At 29.4% G+C, this 18,499-nt stretch carries 16 protein-coding genes; 4 read left to right on the forward strand and 12 right to left on the reverse strand.

The window, feature by feature from the left end; all coding sequences use genetic code 11:
- Together KPL44_RS20750 and KPL44_RS20755 are read right to left on the reverse strand one after the other, a co-directional pair.
- On the reverse strand, positions 1-342 hold a 342-nt coding region (locus KPL44_RS20750), incomplete at its 3' end, for a hypothetical protein (RefSeq protein WP_216254214.1).
- 294 nt (positions 343-636) lie between these two features.
- Entirely contained in the window at positions 637-1,398 is a 762-nt protein-coding gene (locus KPL44_RS20755) for an IclR family transcriptional regulator (RefSeq protein WP_216254216.1), read from the reverse strand.
- Between the two features lie 242 nt (positions 1,399-1,640).
- On the opposite strand from KPL44_RS20755, the gene KPL44_RS20760 reads away from it, so the two are divergent.
- Positions 1,641-2,210 (forward strand): nitroreductase family protein, encoded by a 570-nt coding sequence (locus tag KPL44_RS20760; RefSeq protein WP_216254218.1) that lies wholly within the window; start codon positions 1,641-1,643, stop codon positions 2,208-2,210.
- Positions 2,211-3,131: 921 nt separating this feature from the next.
- A complete protein-coding gene (locus tag KPL44_RS20765) occupies positions 3,132-4,493 on the forward strand; it encodes a homing endonuclease associated repeat-containing protein (RefSeq protein ID WP_216254221.1) in 1,362 nt (453 codons plus the stop codon).
- A 68-nt stretch (positions 4,494-4,561) separates the two neighbouring features.
- Here the strand turns inward: KPL44_RS20765 and KPL44_RS20770 are convergent, their stop codons facing one another.
- Positions 4,562-4,993, reverse strand: coding sequence for a helix-turn-helix domain-containing protein (locus KPL44_RS20770; protein ID WP_216254223.1), 432 nt, complete (start codon positions 4,991-4,993; stop codon positions 4,562-4,564).
- A 154-nt stretch (positions 4,994-5,147) separates the two neighbouring features.
- Between KPL44_RS20770 and KPL44_RS20775 the strand changes: the two genes are divergently transcribed.
- Both KPL44_RS20775 and KPL44_RS20780 read left to right on the forward strand, forming a co-directional pair.
- The gene (locus KPL44_RS20775; RefSeq protein ID WP_216254225.1) at positions 5,148-5,543 is read left to right on the forward strand and encodes a (deoxy)nucleoside triphosphate pyrophosphohydrolase; all 396 of its coding nucleotides are present in this window, start codon (positions 5,148-5,150) and stop codon (positions 5,541-5,543) included.
- Between the two features lie 7 nt (positions 5,544-5,550).
- Positions 5,551-8,529, forward strand: a complete 2,979-nt coding sequence (locus KPL44_RS20780; protein WP_216254228.1) for a DUF3427 domain-containing protein — start codon at positions 5,551-5,553, stop codon at positions 8,527-8,529.
- A gap of 585 nt (positions 8,530-9,114) precedes the next feature.
- Here KPL44_RS20780 and KPL44_RS20785 read toward each other — a convergent pair.
- The 9 genes from KPL44_RS20785 to KPL44_RS20820 all read right to left on the reverse strand — a co-directional run bounded on the left by KPL44_RS20785 (position 9,115) and on the right by KPL44_RS20820 (position 18,344).
- Positions 9,115-9,978, reverse strand: a complete 864-nt coding sequence (locus tag KPL44_RS20785) for a TIR domain-containing protein (RefSeq protein ID WP_216254232.1) — start codon at positions 9,976-9,978, stop codon at positions 9,115-9,117.
- Positions 9,923-11,188: a hypothetical protein gene (locus KPL44_RS20790; RefSeq protein ID WP_216254234.1), complete on the reverse strand. Its 1,266-nt coding sequence runs from the start codon at positions 11,186-11,188 to the stop codon at positions 9,923-9,925. The genes KPL44_RS20785 and KPL44_RS20790 overlap by 56 nt, the downstream gene beginning before the upstream one ends.
- A 539-nt stretch (positions 11,189-11,727) precedes the next feature.
- Complete coding sequence (locus tag KPL44_RS20795) at positions 11,728-11,997, reverse strand: hypothetical protein (protein ID WP_216254237.1); 270 nt, start codon at positions 11,995-11,997, stop codon at positions 11,728-11,730.
- A 159-nt stretch (positions 11,998-12,156) separates the two neighbouring features.
- On the reverse strand, positions 12,157-12,444 hold the full coding sequence (locus KPL44_RS25490; protein WP_253201887.1) for a hypothetical protein: 288 nt from the start codon (positions 12,442-12,444) through the stop codon (positions 12,157-12,159).
- Positions 12,395-13,318, reverse strand: a complete 924-nt coding sequence (locus tag KPL44_RS20800; protein ID WP_253201879.1) for an McrC family protein — start codon at positions 13,316-13,318, stop codon at positions 12,395-12,397. The genes KPL44_RS25490 and KPL44_RS20800 overlap by 50 nt, the downstream gene beginning before the upstream one ends.
- A complete protein-coding gene (locus KPL44_RS20805; protein WP_216254240.1) occupies positions 13,315-13,872 on the reverse strand; it encodes a hypothetical protein in 558 nt (185 codons plus the stop codon). The genes KPL44_RS20800 and KPL44_RS20805 overlap by 4 nt, the downstream gene beginning before the upstream one ends.
- 840 nt (positions 13,873-14,712) lie before the next feature.
- A complete protein-coding gene (locus tag KPL44_RS20810) occupies positions 14,713-15,267 on the reverse strand; it encodes a hypothetical protein (RefSeq protein WP_171298207.1) in 555 nt (184 codons plus the stop codon).
- A gap of 17 nt (positions 15,268-15,284) precedes the next feature.
- Complete coding sequence (locus KPL44_RS20815) at positions 15,285-16,511, reverse strand: exonuclease domain-containing protein (protein ID WP_216254243.1); 1,227 nt, start codon at positions 16,509-16,511, stop codon at positions 15,285-15,287.
- A 786-nt stretch (positions 16,512-17,297) separates the two neighbouring features.
- Positions 17,298-18,344: a hypothetical protein gene (locus tag KPL44_RS20820; protein ID WP_216254246.1), complete on the reverse strand. Its 1,047-nt coding sequence runs from the start codon at positions 18,342-18,344 to the stop codon at positions 17,298-17,300.
- Between the last annotated feature and the right edge of the window lie 155 nt (positions 18,345-18,499).

Consider the following 18,499-nt stretch of genomic DNA (forward strand, 5'->3'; position numbering starts at 1 on the left):
ACGTGCTGCAACGTGTATTACTGATGGCTTAAGCATACCTGCAATACGATACATTGTAGGTATCATTAAAAGCAAACCTTGTGAAGCTGTATAAGAAGTAGTTAATGCTCCGCCTTCAAGTGAACCGTGCATTGCTCCGGCAGCTCCTCCCTCTGATTGCATCTCAACGAGTTTTACCTTTTGATCAAAAATGTTTTTTTTACCATTAGCTGACCACTGGTCAACATATTCTGCCATTGGTGATGATGGTGTTATTGGATATATAGTAGCCACTTCCGTAAAAGCATACGATACATATGCTGCCGCTTCATTACCATCCATAGTTTTTTTCAATTTACTCATTTATATAAATCCTCCTTTATATCTAATATTGCGTTGTTTATATCAACACATTGTTTCTTATATCAACATTAGTAGTATTGTACAACCTTTTTGTAAACTATGCAATACATTTATTATTAATAATTTGAGCACATTTAAGGTATTATTTAAAATATGTTACAATTATTAACAAATATATCAAAGTTAATCCATTATCAAATTAAATGGATATTATCATTTTGCTTATAAATAAAAATAAAGAGACTGTTGAAATATTAAAATATTTCAACAGTCTCTTTATTAATTAGCTTATTATTAATTGTTGCTACCTATTTGAGTGGAGATTGTTTTTGCAGCAGAAATAATTTCGTATATTAAATCATCTTCATTCTCACTTATTCTGGATACAGGACCTGATATGCTAATAGCACCAACTACTTTTCCTGTAAAATCTTTTATTGGTGCAGCTAAGCATACCATTCCATCTAAAAATTCTTGATTATCCTTTGCGTATCCTTGTTTATTGCAAATTAAAAGTTCCTTTTTCAATTCAATTTTGTCTGATATAGTATATTGGGTTCGTTTTTCAAAATTAATTTTTTCTATTTGTGATTCCATTACTTCATCAGGTAAAAATGACATAAGTACCTTTCCTATTCCAGTGCAATATGCAGGAGCAACATATCCTGCAGGTATACCAACAGAATTAATAGGAAGGTGCATAAGCACAAATATTACCTTGGCATTATTTTGATAAATTCCTACATGCACTTCTAAAGACCATTTTTCAACTAAAGAATCTGCAATTTGGTTTGCATATGGTGTAAATGGTAATTTAAACCTGTACAACGTTCCCAGTTCAAATAATTTAACACCAATAGTATATTTATTTGTTAACTGATCACGTTCAATAAATTCATGTTCCATAAGTGTATTAATTAACCCATAAGCAGTGGTTCTATTTATATCTAATAACACACTTATTTCAATAGCACTTAAAGGAGTAGACGTCTTAGCCAAAATCTCTATTAGCTCTAAAGCTCTATCAACTGACTGAATAAGTCTCTTTTTTTCCATAAGCTATTTTTCCTCCGTATTTTATAAAATTTTTACAATATTCTAATAGAATTCTATCACCAATAAAATATTTAGACAATACTTTATTAAGAAAATCACCATAATCCATTGCATAAATGATTAATATATTGTAAAATACTGATAATGAGTTGTTGCAATACACAACATACTACTTGATAAAGGAGGCCAAATAATTTTCAGGAGATATAAATTTATTTAATTGTTTAAATAGGGGGTATAAAATGTTTAAAGATTTAGTTTTAAAAAATAGATCTTATAGAAGATTCTATCAGCATGAAACAGTAGACTTATGTACTATAAAAGAATTAATTGACCTTGCTAGACTCTCAGCTTCAGCCGGTAATCTTCAACCATTGAAATATATTATATCTAATGAGTCCAGTAAAAATGAAATTATATTTAAAACCCTGGGATGGGCTGGGTATTTAAAAGATTGGGATGGCCCTAGCGAAGGCGAAAAACCAAGTGCGTATATAGTTGTACTTAACGATTTATCTCTTAGTAAAAACCCATCTATTGATATTGGTATATCAGCTCAAAGCATATTACTTGGATCTATAGAAAAAAATTTAGGTGGTTGCTTGCTTGCCAATATAAATAAGAATGAATTAAGAAATGCACTTAACATAGATGCAAACTATGAAATCGTTTTAGTAATAGCTTTAGGAAAACCTAAGGAACAAGTTCTTATTGATCAAATAAATTTATCTACTGATGTCAAGTACTGGCGAGATGAAAAAACAGTTCATCATGTACCTAAGAGAGATTTACAAGAAATAATTTTAGAATAAGTCATGAAAAAAAATTCAAAATAGTACCTTTAAAAAAATTGCCTCTAATTATTTTTATATTTATTTGGTTTCTGGTGTAACCCTCTTGCAGAATATGGAAGCATATTTTACTTGCTACTAAAGCCATCACTCTCAATGAATAAGCAAAGTACTGTAGAAATTAATCTACAGTATTTTATATTGTTTTATTTGAGGGATACTGTATTGCCAAGAAACCTTGGCAATACCTATTAACTTGCTATTGGTGTGCATACCTATAATCTATGCATTAACATTTATATCATCCTCAACTGGTCCTACAACACCTTTATCATCAGTATTATTGGCTTTATTACTAATCATATTTATTAAAAGGAAATTCATTATTGAATTCCCTTTTATCTTGTTAAAAATTAGAACGACAGCTTATGCCTTTTTCTAAAATAGGCCTATCTTCTAGGCGCAATTTAATTTAACAACTTTTTTCATAAAAATCCCTTACCAATCATCTGAGATAGATAGCAGTTCACAATAATGTGTCCACCTTATTTATTCAGTCAATTCAATGCTACAATCTAATTTGCAACATTGAATTGTAACATTGATCAATTCATTACATAACTTAATACTTGTTAAATATTTTTATAAAGTTAATTTTCTTCTAAAAAATAGTAAGAAAATCTCCCCTTGTTTTTAGTTTTTACACCTTGCTCTTCTAACTCTTTCATAAATCTCACAACACTTGACGCAGTGCGTCAACTTTGTCTAATAACAGATAAAATATCTTGTTTTAATAACTAAATTATTCTTTAACATACTTATCACTTTCATTTTGTCAACTTAAAAGTATACTTATTTTAATTAGTACCATATTAACGTATACCAAACAACAAACTGCAAATACTAACCTTAAAGTATTAATAAAAAAGGACTGAGGTTACTATGGATTATAAACAATGTAGACACTGCAAAGAAACCAAGGAACTACCACAGTTTAATTTAAATAAATCTTCTAAGGATGGGCATCAAAAGTACTGTAAAGATTGTAATAAATATCTAAATAGAAAAAATAAAGAAAGAAAGGCCTCTAAAGAAGGCAGAGTTATGCTCCCTTATAAATCCATGAAATATTCAACTGTAAGTGATGAGGAATTACTACAAATTATAAAAGATTTCTTTAATGAATTTAAACGCGCACCAACAACCTGTGACTTTGATAATAATGATAGATATCCCCATTTCAAAACATATTATAGGCACTTTGTTTATTATAAACCAGATACTTTAGTGTCTAGTTGGAATGATATCTTGAGCTTGGCAGGTGTATCTCCTCTTGATTATAGAGACTTCTGGTCTGCATGGCAGTATCTTGTTGAGATATCAGCGTCAATTCTGGAAGGCGACTGTCTCTTTCAATATTGTGGATTTGGTTTAGACTTTAAACCAGACATTTATATTCCACTTAAGCATAAAGTAATTGATGCGGCTACTTCTAATTACGCATGTAAACACAAGGTAAAACAGTATAAAAAAGCTACTGCTAAAGGTGCATCTGTAGAATATTGGTGCTTAAACAAAAATAACAGGCCCGGATTAAACTTACCGAATCTGAAATATGTTTTTGCTGATGAAATTATTTTGAAGTTATCGGAACTAGGTTATCATAAATTATGTTATGATATCAAGAACCTTCATCTAGTATATAAAGACTTTAATGACACATATAAGGATCATAAAAAAGACTATATAATTAAAAAGCTAAAGGAATTTTATCTTAAAAATGGTAGAACTCCCTTTACTAGAGACTTTGTAGGCAACCCAGATTATCCCTCCTCATCAGCTATAACACATTTGTTTGGAACCTTTAATAATGCATTAATTGCATCCGAATTAACTATAAATACTTTTGCTAATTTACCCTTTGATGAAAAAATAGCTAAGGATGATTTAATGAATCTTATTAATAAGCTTGGAAGGTTGCCTAAATGGAGAGAACTACGTCCCCCTAATACTACTTTTACTCAAAAGGTTTATTATAAATATTGGGGTAATATTAAAAATTGTGTTACCGCAATTGGACTTGATTATACTCGCTTGAAAAATTCATCTATCGACCTCAGAGTTAACTCAAGACTAGATTCAATAATAGAATTTAAAACATTATACAATCGTATGCCAGCAATTAGTGAGTTTGGCGCTAAGAATGCCCTTCCTAGCTACCACTGGGTCTGTAATAATTTTGGGACTTATGAAAATTTAATAATACATTTAGAAAATATCATAGATACTTTTCCTAACATTTAAAACCATTTTCTCCACAATATTATGATAAAATAGTATACTTGTCCACAAATTAGGTGTGTACTATTTTATCATTCCTTCTCTGTTTCCCTTTTTACTAAACCATAAATAATATCAATACCATTTATTAATGTTCGCCTTTGCTTAGCATTTATTTCTATATTATTAAGAAGGATTTTTCCGTCTTCTGCTAAATTCTTTATTAATGTTGCTATTTTTTCTAGTTCAATAAATTCAGAATCATTAAGCATATTGTACTTTTGACCTAATTCCTTAACAACATGAATATCATTACACAACAAATAATCCAATGAAACATTAAAATATTTTACAAAATTCCTAATAGCATTCATCTCTGGTACTCTTTTATTATTCTCATATTGGCTAATAGTAGTTTTCGTGAATGCATATCCATATCGCTTATTAAATTCATTAGCAATTTGCTGCTGAGTTAATTTCTTAGACAATCTTATGCTCTTAAATCTTTCTCCAAAAGTATTCAAAATAAATCCCTCCACAATCATAGCTTTATTTATAATTATGGCCAGACATTCACTTATTTACTCGATGATATTATATTTAATGCCTGTAATTAAATATATCCCCTCGCTTTTACACTAACCCATTTTATGCTAAAATTAATTAGAGGTGTTTTATATGAAAAAACTAATAAAAGTTGTAGCAGCTATTATTGAAAATAAAAATAATGAGATCTTATGTGCCCTTCGCTCACCAATAATGTCCCTTCCAAACATGTGGGAGTTTCCTGGTGGTAAAGTAGAAAGTGGTGAAACTTTAAAAAAAGCTATTGAGAGAGAAATAAAAGAAGAACTCCATTGCGATGTTGAATTTATAGATATATTTAATGATAACACTTTTGAATATGATAAATTTATAGTAAATTTAATTACTATAAAGTGCCGCATAACATCTGGTACTCCTACTGCAAATGAGCATTCAAAATTGATATGGTTACATAGAGAAAATTTACTTTCACTAAACTGGGCTCCAGCAGATGTGAATGCGGTAAATCAGCTTTTGAAGGAAGTGTAATGCACGGTTGAAAACTTTAACTGAGATAGAGCAAAATAAAGATTTAAAATCTATTATAGACTTTAAACCAATTGATGAAGGCAATCATGATCAAATTAATATTGCCCAAGATATTTTAAATGCAAGTGAAACAGGATTAATAAATAGCTTCGTAAATTCTAATTTAGCATTGAGACCCAAACTTATTTTAAATGATTATAGTAAAGGCAGTAAAGTATTAAGTGATATTGTTGTAGAACTGATGAACTGCAGCGAATTTATGATATCTGTTGCGTTTATTACAAGTAGCGGTATTACCCCACTACTTGAGACCTTTAAATACTTAGAGGCCAATGGAATCACTGGTGAGATATTAACCACAGATTATCTTAATTTTAGTGAACCTAAGGCGTTAAAGAAACTTTTAGAGTTTTCTAATATTCACATTAAACTATATTCTAAAAATAACTTTCATACTAAAGGATATATTTTTAAACATAGTGATCATTATAAGCTTATTATTGGTAGTTCTAATTTGACTCAAGCAGCATTAACTAAAAATAAAGAATGGAATATAAAACTATCTTCTTTAGAGGAAGGGTCATTAACAAATGAAGTAATAACCGAGTTTAGATCTATGTGGAATGAAGCTGATAATTTAACTTTAGAATGGATCGAAGCTTATGAAAAGATATATTTAAAACAAAGAGAGTTTGCTCGAAAAAGCAAAGTTCCTAGACTTTCTCAATACACACTAAAGCCAAATAAAATGCAGGTATCTGCAATTCAAGCTTTAGACGCATCACGAGACAACGGAGCTAAAAAAGCTTTATTAATTTCAGCTACTGGTACGGGCAAAACTTATTTATCAGCTTTTGATATTAGAAATTTCAATCCGACACGGGCGTTATTTATTATACATAGAGAACAAATTGCAAAACAAGCCTTAAATAGCTTTAAAAATGTATTTGGGGATACTAAAAGTATGGGTATTCTTTCAGGTAACTCAAAAGATATTGATAAAGATTTTATATTTTCAACTGTACAGACTTTATCGAAAGACGAAGTATTATTAAGCTTTCCTAAAAATGAATTTGATTATATTGTTATAGATGAAGTTCATAAAGCCGGTGCCATTAGTTATCAAAAAATTGTGGATTATTTTGAGCCAAAATTTTTATTAGGTATGACAGCTACTCCAGAAAGATCTGATGATTTTGATATTTTTAAAATGTTTGATCATAATGTTGCTTATGAAATTCGTCTGCAACAAGCTTTAGAAGAAGATTTACTTTGTCCATTCCACTATTTTGGGATTACTGATATATCCATAGACGGTAATGGATTAGATGATACTACAGATTTTAAATATTTAGTAGATGACCAAAGGGTTAATCATATTATCAATAAAATTAGCTTTTATGGCTATTGTGGTGATCGAGTAAAAGGACTAATATTTTGTAGTGATAAAAAAGAAGCTAAAGAATTATCGATTAAGTTTAATAAATGTGGCTTAAAAACATTAGCATTAACAGGAGATAATACTCAACTAGAACGTGAAACAGCTATCGAGCGCTTGGAACAAGATGAACTCACTAATTGTTTGGATTATATCTTTACAGTTGATATTTTTAATGAAGGAATAGACATACCCTCAGTTAATCAAGTTGTTATGTTAAGGGCTACTAAATCAGCTATAATTTTTATACAACAATTAGGACGTGGTCTTAGAAAACATAATTATAAAGAATTTGTTGTCATCATAGACTTTGTAGGAAACTATGATAGCAATTTTTTCATTCCTATAGCACTTTCAGGAGATCGAACCTATAATAAAGATACCATTAGGAAATATGTTATGGAAGGAAATAGAATAATTCCTGGTTGCTCTACCGTTAATTTTGATGAAATTTCTAAGAAACGTATTTTTGAATCTATCGATAAAGCCAATTTTAATGATATTAAAATTATTAAAGAGAGTTACAAAAATTTAAAACAAAAACTAGGTAAAATTCCTAGCTTAAATGATTTTGATTTACATGACTCCATTGATCCTATACGGATTTTTGATAATAACAGCTTAGGCTCATATCATAAGTTTTTAACAAAGTATGAAAAAGAATATACTGTAGAGCTTGACGCTGTCCAAGAATCTTTTATAGAATTTATTTCTAAAAAGCTTGCTTCTGGAAAGCGAATCCATGAGTTAGAGATGATTAGATGTGCTATAAATTGTAAAGTTGATTTAATATATAGGCTAAGACATATTTTAAAAGAACGATATAATATAGATTTCAAAGATAGTACAGAGACCTCAATAGTAAATGTGCTTACAAATCAGTTTGCTAGTGGTACTGCTAAAGCAACTTATAAAGATTGTGTTTTTTTAGAAAAAGATGGTTTAGATTATAAAAACTCAGAGGTTTTCATTGAAAATCTAAAAAATGAAGAATTTAAGAATCTAGTTCTAGAACTTATAGAGTTTGGTATAGACAGATATAAAAGATTTTATAGTGACCACTATATGAATACAAATTTTCAATTGTACCAAAAGTATACATATGAGGACGTGTGTAAATTATTAGAATGGGAAAAATGCGAAGTAGCTCTTAATATTGGCGGTTACAGATTTGATAAGAAGACTAAAACCTATCCCGTATTTATTAATTATAACAAATCTCAAGATATTAATGCTTCTATAAATTATGAAGATAGATTTGAGTCCGCATCACAATTAATTGCAATATCTAAATCAGGAAGAACAGAAAAATCTGCAGATGTTGTACAAGCATATAATGCTGAAAAAGATGGTGTAGAAATGAGTTTGTTTGTAAGGAAGAACAAGGATGATAAATTATCAAAAGAGTTTTATTATCTTGGAAAAATTAATGCTGTAGGCACTCTTAACCCAATTATTATGGGAAATACTAATAAGACTGCTGTGGAAATTAGATATCAGTTATATACACCTATAAGAGAAGATCTCTTTGATTATATTATCTCATAGGTTTTTATAGTAGCAGGGGTATTTAATCTTTACATCTGTTCGCCTGTTTTCGAGTTAGGCTATGCACTTTCCATGTAATGTTAGCTAGTACCATTGAATGCAATCTAATCTTGCCTATTCAATGGTTTTAGCCACCTTTCTTTATATCTAATATCATTAAGTATCATATAAAAACATACAGTTTGTCATCAAAATGTTATCAAATTCTTCCCATTCAATAAGTTTAAGCATAATATTCAGTTTCTAATATGAATTATTCTAATTATATTAAAGTTTTTACAAATAATTATCTGTTACAACCTATTTTAAATTATTATATATCTAACCGTAACAAATATGACATGAATTATATCCCAACTCCGCACTAAATTTTAACATATAACTCGATTTATGACATATTTTGCTTTTGTAGCCTTTACCATCTATCTACCGTAAGTTGAAATAAACTTAGTCTATTGGATTGGAATCCAATCCTAAAATTGTTGTACTCTATTTGAATTTTTTATGCTCATAAGTATAAAAAACTTTTGTAATAGCTAGCAATAACAATTCATATCATATAATTATTGCTATATGCGAAATGCATTACTTACGTATTTTACTTAGCCAAGCATTAACATCTCTCTTTAAAGAAAAATCTCCCTTAGCTGCATCAAGATAAGTTACTCCCAGTAAATCAGTAGCTATTTTAGGTTTATTCTTACACATGAAAATTACATTTTCCCTTCCTCTCACCCCTGCAAATAACCCATATTCTAATAACACGTTATCTCTAACAGATTGTACAATATTTCCTCTATACCACGTCTCATCTTCACCATTAAAAACAAATATAGCAGCATCTACTCTATGTGCTACATTTATCAAACTTTCTAATGTAAAATCACCTGCCACACACACCGTTGGATCATCCCATACTATAACACTATTAAGACTTTCCTCTATCATAATAGCTAGCCTTTCCATGTCAACTTTTGCTTCTTTAGAACTTCCAATAAATATTTTCATCTTATTCTCCTTTATCATGTTTAAATCTATAATATTATCTTTAATATGTACAAAATTCTCACAATTCAATGTTCCTTCTATAAGATCAACATCATTTTCAATCTGAATGTTCATCATTTCATTTTTATCAATATTGTAAATCAGCCAGCTTTTTTTTATAATTGTAGCGTTTGAGATTTCATCTCCACAAAAATTGCAACAATACGGCGATTTTTTCAGTTTTCTTTCATAAGCAGTACATTCTTGTACACAATTAGGGCACTTAAACACATATTTATAGCTTAATACTCCTTCATCATGCAAATATTGAACAAATGCTTTAGTAGTAGCCTTATCAGTATGTAATATTGCCATCAATTTTTCTGGTTTAATATTTTTAAGTTCATTAACCGACAGATACTTTGCGAATTTTTGTAAATCTTTTAATAGACTTAGATTCATATTTTTTGTATATCCCCCAAATTTTATTGAAATCAGATTCATCATAATACTTTTGATTTAATATCATAATACTTAACTTATCCTTTTCGGAAGCGTCAAACTTAACCTCTATACTATCATTTTTTCTTTTGTAGGCTATGCTTAATGCTGATACATTTTGGACTGCTTCTATAGATCTTCGCATACTCATAAAAGTTCTTGAACATACTATAGCCTTTGTATTATTTTCGCCTGTAAGCCTTGCTGTATTTCGCTCTGTATCATTAAACTTAATGCTAGTAATTGCAGCAGAGACATTATTTTTACTAAATACATCTACATCTTCATTTAGAAAATAATCCGATACAATTAAATGTTGTAATACCTTTTTTAATTCATCCTTTAAATCTACAACGCCTGGATTAATAGTAACATTACCTTTTAAATCTTCTTCCAGGTTGCTAATAACAATATTTTTAATAGTATCTTTTATAAATATTTCTATAGATTTATCCATTTTATTAACATCGTCATAGTTAGGAATACTTTGATAAAGCTCCCTTAAAAGTCCTTTACTCATATTATAAAGAACCTTCTGATGGTTTTCACCATATTCCTTGGTTTCAAACCCCATCTCCATCTTCAGATTACATACAATCTTGTCTATTGAAGCTCTAGGTCTATGTTCTTTATTCACTATCCCGTACTGATTTCTAATTTTAATAATAAATAATTTATCATCTAAATTAAATTCCACAGCCAAATAGCAACATGAATTACTTTCTTTTCCATTTAAATTTATACATATATGTCTTACTAAAATCATTCTTAATCGTGTAATCTTTCCCTCTTCGTCAAATATGGAATTAATAGCTACAATCTTGACAGGAGTGTCTGAAGTTACCGTTGTAGTCATAATATTATTAAATTGTATAGAGTCAATATTATAAGTTTGAGATAGCCTTTCAAGCCATACCTCTTCATCTCTCAGATCCTTACAACTATTAATTTGAAAAACATTCACCATATTACTTTTTCCATAAAATAATTCTTCAAAAAAAAAGCTATTTAAATCTACTGATTTAACTTTATCATCGTCTAACAAATCACTAATCCAGAAACTTATATCCTTCCCTTTTTCGCCCTCTGTTTGAATACAGTTCTTCCCCCTTAAAAATCGTATCAATTTACTTTCATTTATATTCTTTATTAATGAACCATTAACATACATAGTATTTCTCCCTATTTAACCATATTTTAAATTTTATGTATAAACTTGTTTTATTATATCATTTTTCTTAGAGATACTCCACAAATATTGTTTATTTCTGTGTACATATATGTTAAATAAGGTATATGTATGTATATGTATCAAGTAATATTACTTTTATACTGCTCTCAAAGAAATATTGTAGTTCCTTTGTGATCTCATAAAACCTATTAGACCACATGATACACTTTCACAACCAATTGAGTGGATTTATATAGGTTATTATCAGTCTTTTGGAACGTATCATTTAACTATAGTTTATTGATACATATTAATTTTTTGTAATTATAATAATTTACGTGTAAAATGCCATATGTAAAATAAACTAAAGCAAATTCACTCCGCTCATAAAATCCCCCGGGGTACGTGAACAAATTGTAGCCACAATTTGTTTTGCTATTAATTCTCAAATCTTTTATAATATCCTACCTCATTATTCCTGTCTAATATATTCTCAACATCTCTTAGCCAAAATCATTAATTCTTAAAAAAAGCACCTATTATTTAATAATGTTATTTACCAATTTTGCAAATTCAATTTTATTTAACCCGCAATAATTTTTATAAACTTCCACTGACTGTGCTGATGCATGATCTAATCCTTTACCCTTAGCTATTGATTTAAAGTTTGATATTTTCATTTTTAAACTAGATAAACTCATACCAAGTTTATCTGATATATTTTCTATTTTCTTGTCCAACATATTCTCTTTATACAAATACAAATAAAGTCCTGCAATATCGTCATTTTCTGTCCATTTATGCTTCATATTACTCCTCCTCATACAATATTCTTTAGTAAATAATTTTATAAAGCTACTTACTTATTAATGATAGTCTTTCTTTCAACTTATGATTTTCATTACATAACCCCTTAACGCCTCTAAATCACCAGAAACAAGGTCAGCCATTTTTCCAAGATTTACCGGTCACAATATAACGCTAGCTATATTCCGACATGATATGGGATCATTTATATTTATTTTTGCGGTAGTGGGGATATCTGAAAGTGTAGGATATAAAATAGTTGCAGTCTTGTCCCCTATTCCGCTTACTGCATAAATTGCTAGCTGATATAACATTTTAGCCGGCAAACTTCTTTCCCACAAATCTCTGTATTTAGCATCTAGCAGTTTCACCACCCTGCCTTTCTTCGTAAGTGCAAAGTCAGGTCTTGTTGCAAGGGTTAAACCCTGATGTATAAATGAACATATCATGTAAGCTATACTGGTCTTTTACGGAGTAGCCTTCACTACAGTTCTGCAGCAATCTTCCTATTAGTGTTTCAAAGAATACATTCATATCAAAAAAATACCCTCGTAAATTAATATGTTTAGAACTTCCCTCTAATTGAATACCTTGTGATTCATACAAAATGTTAATGACTTCAATGACCGCAGAGTAACTTCTAGTTAATCTATTAATACTATTTCTTGCACTCTTCAAACTTGCTCTTGTCAAAGTAATATCGCTAATATTTTCATCTAAACTAAAGCATATCTTTTGTAGTTTAATTTTTAGACCAATTTCTAACACTAGTTTTAATCCAAGTTTTAAACCTGCAAGCAAAGTTTTATTCAATATATTATTTTCATCTCTATTAAAATAATTGCACGGCAATGTATCCTTTGTAATTCCGCCTTGACCACAAAGTTTATTAATATCAATTCTGCCTCTAGGTGATGATAAGTTCTCTCCCCGCTTAATATAACTCTTTTGAATTCCTCTATGTAGCAAGTCCTCTGCTTCAACATAAAGCTCATAGATAAGTAAGTCAAAGAACTTAAAATTACCTATATCATGCTCAGCCTCATTAAATAACTTAAGCTCTCTTAATCCATAAGCATACCTTAGCAGTTTATAAAGTGGCATACCATTTATCTTTGGGTGCATGTTTATTTGTAACACTCCTAGTCTAATTCTACCAACATAAGAGTTAGTGCTTATAGATAACCCGCCTTTAAGTTCTATGATTTCTATAATTCCTTTATTATTAAGCGCTTTTGCTATATCACGAGTGTCGTTATCAGGCAACTCTATATCCTTCAACATTATGCTGTCCCACTCTTTTAAATTGACAGTTTGATTCATGATATTTTATCTCCACTATCACTCTCATTGACCTTTTCAGTTTCTTCCTCTATTTCATCATCCTCTGCTACTTTTCCTACTTCGCGTATTGTTGGACATGGCGAAAGCAGTGCCGTTACCAGGTCAGAAATATCTGATGTATTAAACAATTCAAATCTAATAGTTTGTTTTTTCACATCAACAATACCTTCACCCAAAATCTTAGAAATCAAAGCATAGTCACCATAACAATATTCTTCAATAAGAGGAATAATATCTTCCCTAATAATTCTTTTAAACTTTTCATTTTCCATAATAGGTTTCTCTTTTTCTAAAAAATACGAATGGCCAATTTGTAAGTTTCGAGCATCCGTGCCTATGCACTCGCATATTCTAGCGTTTAATTCTTTAAGCCATTTATCTAGTGGCAATCCCTCAAATACAGTCTTATCAAACAAAGCATAATTCATCATTAATTCAATGAACCCAAAACGTCTTCTAAGCGCTACATCTAAAAGAGCAATAGAACGATCATCAGTATTCATGGTTCCTACAATATATACATTTTCAAGCACGTCTGCTTTACAATTTTAATAAGTTGACCTGACATAGTATACAATTCGTTTTCTTGCACAGGTTTACTATTACTGTAAATCAATGCGTGTTTTTGCCACCGAGTAGTATGAAAAGCATCAATTTTATTTGGATATAACCTGTGATAATACTTATGAACCCACCCAAGATTGGACATATTATTTATTAAAATGCTATTAAATTGTTCTTGTAGTTTAGCATGCTCCTGCACACTTGCATCTTCTGATACCTTATCAATTAAATCAGCACCTTCTGTTAGAGAATTTTTAGATCTCTCCCTAAATTAACGGCTACCTCTGTTGTCAAAATCATAGGGTTTTTAGGATTCCTAGTAACCCACTTGCCATCGCTGTCCCTTTTGTACATTATAAATTTAAATGAACTTCCCCCAGCAATACTCCCATAGCTATTAGTGCTAGTCCTAAATTCATCATCATTTTAAACTTACACTTACTTTTATACACATTATATCCTATTTAACTTATTAAAAGGATTAATATCTATTTTGTGTAACAGAATAGATCAAAAAAGCTAATATTAAAATCTAAAGCTATAAATATAAAAGTTGATTATAATCCATATAAAATATTAGTAGAATCGGCTGAATATGCAGAGTTACCTATATCAAACTTTCCTATAAAAACTACAATGTGGATTTCAACTAACCACATAGCCGTGTCTTATGGATATACTGCAAAGACAAAATATTTATGTGCTATAAATAAAGTTAGAGATCAAGCCAATAAATAAATAAATAAATAACCTACAATTTTTCTATAAATCAAACGATAGTTGTAGGGTGAACACAAAAGATGTGAAAATTAAATTTCACATCTTTCTGCTTTTTTCAAACCGTAGAATATTTGGCCTGACTCAAGATTTTTTCTGTAATAACACCCTTTAGCATATAACTTGTTTTCATGTAAGCAGCGTTTTGCATCAGAGCATTCATTATATTTGCTACAACAACCAAAAGTATCACTGAATTCGTAATTATTAATACAATAAATGGTGTGAGCTTTTATATAATTATGCAGTATTTCACTCTCTTTATCAAATACTACATGAGTAAATTCTTTGTCAGAATTGACACCCCTAATAATGGCATCACTTGGAACAGTTATTTCTTTAAATTGTTTATTCTTTATAATCAACTCAATATTATTATTAACTGAAATATTCAGTATGATAGCAGATTTAGTTTGTGTATTGTTGCTATGTGGAATTTGGGGATACTCAGGTTTACTTATACAAAGAGATTTAGAAGTTTCTTTACCCTTTCCTTTATTTGAATGTATATATAATGAATTCGTGGGTAATTCCATTTCTATAATGATGTCTTGAAAAATATGTTCTATTACATTTTCTAAACTCAAGCTTATAGCCTCCTAATTTATTCGTTCTTTAATATTTGGTAAAATGTAGTTTCGGGTATTATTTGAATATCTAAACCATTTAAAATCATATCTTCAGCTTTTTTTTGCTTAGAGCTTTTTCCATCTTTAATTGATGCACAATAAGAGTTGTCACCTAAGATCAAATAATTTGTATCCTTGGTAATACCGTTTTTACATATGCCACCTACATTTGCGACATATTGCATGGCAGTAGTTCTATCAAATTGATCTAACACTCCGGTAAATACACATTTCTTTTGATATAAGGGGTGTGTTTCATCAAAAATATCTGTAGCGGGTACAATATCTTTTGCTGAAACAGGAACCTTACGGTTAGACTTTAGCTTTTCTACAATGTGAATATTTAAAATTTCACATATTTGTTTTTCACTAAATACTTCTAGAGAACCTTCTTTTTGTCGTTTTTTTGCTTTTGATAGCCACGGCTCCCAAATTTCATCAAAAGTATCTTGTGAACAAAAACGGACGTAAGTTCTATCATTAATGATAAGACATTCACTTGTTGAATAAAATGCATTATACACTTTACAATTCATATCTGTAAAAATACATTCCAATAGTCTTGTATTAATGTACTTTAATTTAGTCTTAATTGAAATTTTTTTATTATTAAACTGTTTTCCAAATTCGGTGCTTTTTTGAATCTGTATTTTATATTCTTCACGATAATTATTATGGAGGTGAGATAAACATTTTACGAGTTCATAAGTCATTTGTACATCATTAGTTGCTCTGTGCTGACCAACGTTAGTGATTTTAAAATAATCAACTAATGTCCCAAGCTTGTAATTTGGAATATCAGAAATCAAATTTTTTGCTAAATGAACTGTATCAACTCGTCCATTTTCCATAGTTTTACCCAAATATTTTTCGCTATTATGATTTAGAAAACGATAGTCAAAAGAAATATTATGTCCAACAAGAGACAGTTCTTTTGAAAAATTCAGAAATTGCCTTATCGCAACATCAGCAGATAATCCTAGTGCAACATCATCGTTAGATATTCCTGTTAAGTGCTTAATAAAGGGTGGTATAGGCGTATCTTGCTTTATGAATGTATGAAAGGAATCTCCAATGTTACCATTCTTAATTTTAATAGCCCCAATTTCTATAATATTACAATAATCAACGGAAAAGCCAGTAGTTTCTATATCTACAATAATATATTCATTTGATGCTATGATTGATGTTTGATTGTTCATAAATTATCTTTAGTGACAGAATGTATACTAAGTATCAAATCATCACTAAAATTCATCTCCTTTATATATCTCATTTACAAGCCTAAAGCTCTTGCTGAGTCGCAATTACTGTAGAATCCAATATTACTTATCTTACAGTTAACAGTTACAAGATTAAGATTATTAACTGTAACTTCCACATATATATGTATAATCCTTTAAAATATTCAACAATATTGGTTAATTTTTAAGATAAAAATTGTATAATCTAGTTATCTATTTTGTTCATAAGGATTTTTACACTTCACTAAATTTCCTGAAAACCCTATAATTTCATAATCTAACCTCACTCAATATTAACTAAATTATGCTAGCACCTCAAATAATCCACGCCCAAAAATGAGACCCATATAGACTTTAAATCCATATATATTTTATATTTTATGTGATGTAATTCTACGCACTTTTTTTATTTAAAAAATATTTTAGCTGCAATATAAATTAATAAAATATTAAAATTTTGTATGCACCATATTAGCTAGTACAATATTCACTAAATATACCACGTCCCAAAGTTAGACTTTTAAAATTGTGGTGATAGCACATTTTATGAATTAATATCAGCTGCACAATAATAAGCCACGTCTATATGTGACATCTATAGAAATAATAATATAATTCACACTACATCTCTAGGACATTATCAATGTTCACATTGATAGTATTATTTATAAAAACTTTTCAATTAATTCCCAAAACATGCAATATAACCTTTATTATCTTGAATGAAAAAACTAAGGTATAGATTTAAATATTATTAATTTTATTAATAAATCCTACCCAATTATTTTTGTTTTCATAATATTTTAGATACTGATCAGCCATTGTAGATAAACCTAATGCCCCCGTTGATATAATTGCCATGGGTTTATTTGCGACTGATACGGAGTATAATGACGCAGGTGTAGCCAGAACAGTCGTCAAATTAGTCCACCTTTTCATTTTAGGAAACACCTTTTTAATAAGCTTGTTAATTTTTTTTTGTTTTTCATAAAACTCTCGCTTAACTTCTAATGGGTCTATATCCGTTCCAAATTTTTTCTTTATATCTATTATCTTTTGAACTTCCTCTTTCGCTCGTAAAATTTCATCATATTCTCTCCATTTTAATATTTTGTATAAGTTATCTTCTATTTCTTTCAAGTATATGTCGCTGCAGCTATTTATATTAGTACATGTATTACACTTACAATCATCTACAAAAGCATAATTATGAAAAACTAACTCATTAGGTATAATTACTTTAAATACTTCTTCCATACATTTTATACTATCGTCGTTTGTAATCAATTTTGTGGCTATTCCATATTTATAATACAAATAATTATAATCCGCTCTATTAAATAAGCAGTTAGCATTTATTCCTTCTGCAATTTTCATACTAGCATATATAGCTGAAATATATGGGATGCAATACCCTCTCCCCTTAATTGTAAGTTCGCTAGGATTTTCTTCGTTCGAGAATTCTGGAAACCTCTCTCTTAAAAGATCACTATCATATTCTGCTTCTGCTATTATTTCTTTTGGTATTACATCATTAAAAATTTCTTTTGGATTGATTATTTCGATAATCCCTTCATTGGCGGCAATTTCCAATATTAAGTTAGTAGCTTTATCCATTTTATCGGTAACTTTATTCTTTTGAAAATTCCATGCACCTTCTGTTAAAATAATCTTATCTGACCAAATTAATGTAGAAGGACTATTCCGAAGCCATGAAAAGTCTAAATTACATGCACCACACACACCAATATCATTTCCAACTCCTAACCCAGTAACTAATACTTTATTCATATATATCCCCCCATTGATAGCTTTTGTTATTTTATTTACTAAGACTTTAAAATTCGATAATAATTGATAATTCCCTCTTTTTTATTGATATTTGTGACTTTTATTGAAAATATCAAATATATATTTTACACATTCCTCTAATAAATACTACACAG

Source organism: Clostridium sp. DSM 17811 (genome assembly GCF_018861905.1).
Taxonomy (GTDB): domain Bacteria; phylum Bacillota; class Clostridia; order Clostridiales; family Clostridiaceae; genus Clostridium_AD; species Clostridium_AD frigoriphilum.

What these genes read in the sequence shown, in the direction of transcription:
- KPL44_RS20755 (WP_216254216.1), bottom strand. Translation starts at nt 1,398, where the DNA reads ATGGAAAAAAAGAGACTTATTCAGTCAGTTGATAGAGCTTTAGAGCTA.
- KPL44_RS20760 (WP_216254218.1), top strand. Translation starts at nt 1,641, where the DNA reads ATGTTTAAAGATTTAGTTTTAAAAAATAGATCTTATAGAAGATTCTAT.
- KPL44_RS20765 (WP_216254221.1), top strand. Translation starts at nt 3,132, where the DNA reads ATGGATTATAAACAATGTAGACACTGCAAAGAAACCAAGGAACTACCA.
- KPL44_RS20775 (WP_216254225.1), top strand. Translation starts at nt 5,148, where the DNA reads ATGAAAAAACTAATAAAAGTTGTAGCAGCTATTATTGAAAATAAAAAT.
- KPL44_RS20785 (WP_216254232.1), bottom strand. Translation starts at nt 9,978, where the DNA reads ATGAATCTAAGTCTATTAAAAGATTTACAAAAATTCGCAAAGTATCTG.
- KPL44_RS20790 (WP_216254234.1), bottom strand. Translation starts at nt 11,188, where the DNA reads ATGTATGTTAATGGTTCATTAATAAAGAATATAAATGAAAGTAAATTG.
- KPL44_RS20795 (WP_216254237.1), bottom strand. Translation starts at nt 11,997, where the DNA reads ATGAAGCATAAATGGACAGAAAATGACGATATTGCAGGACTTTATTTG.
- KPL44_RS25490 (WP_253201887.1), bottom strand. Translation starts at nt 12,444, where the DNA reads ATGATATGTTCATTTATACATCAGGGTTTAACCCTTGCAACAAGACCT.
- KPL44_RS20800 (WP_253201879.1), bottom strand. Translation starts at nt 13,318, where the DNA reads ATGAATCAAACTGTCAATTTAAAAGAGTGGGACAGCATAATGTTGAAG.
- KPL44_RS20815 (WP_216254243.1), bottom strand. Translation starts at nt 16,511, where the DNA reads ATGAACAATCAAACATCAATCATAGCATCAAATGAATATATTATTGTA.
- KPL44_RS20820 (WP_216254246.1), bottom strand. Translation starts at nt 18,344, where the DNA reads ATGAATAAAGTATTAGTTACTGGGTTAGGAGTTGGAAATGATATTGGT.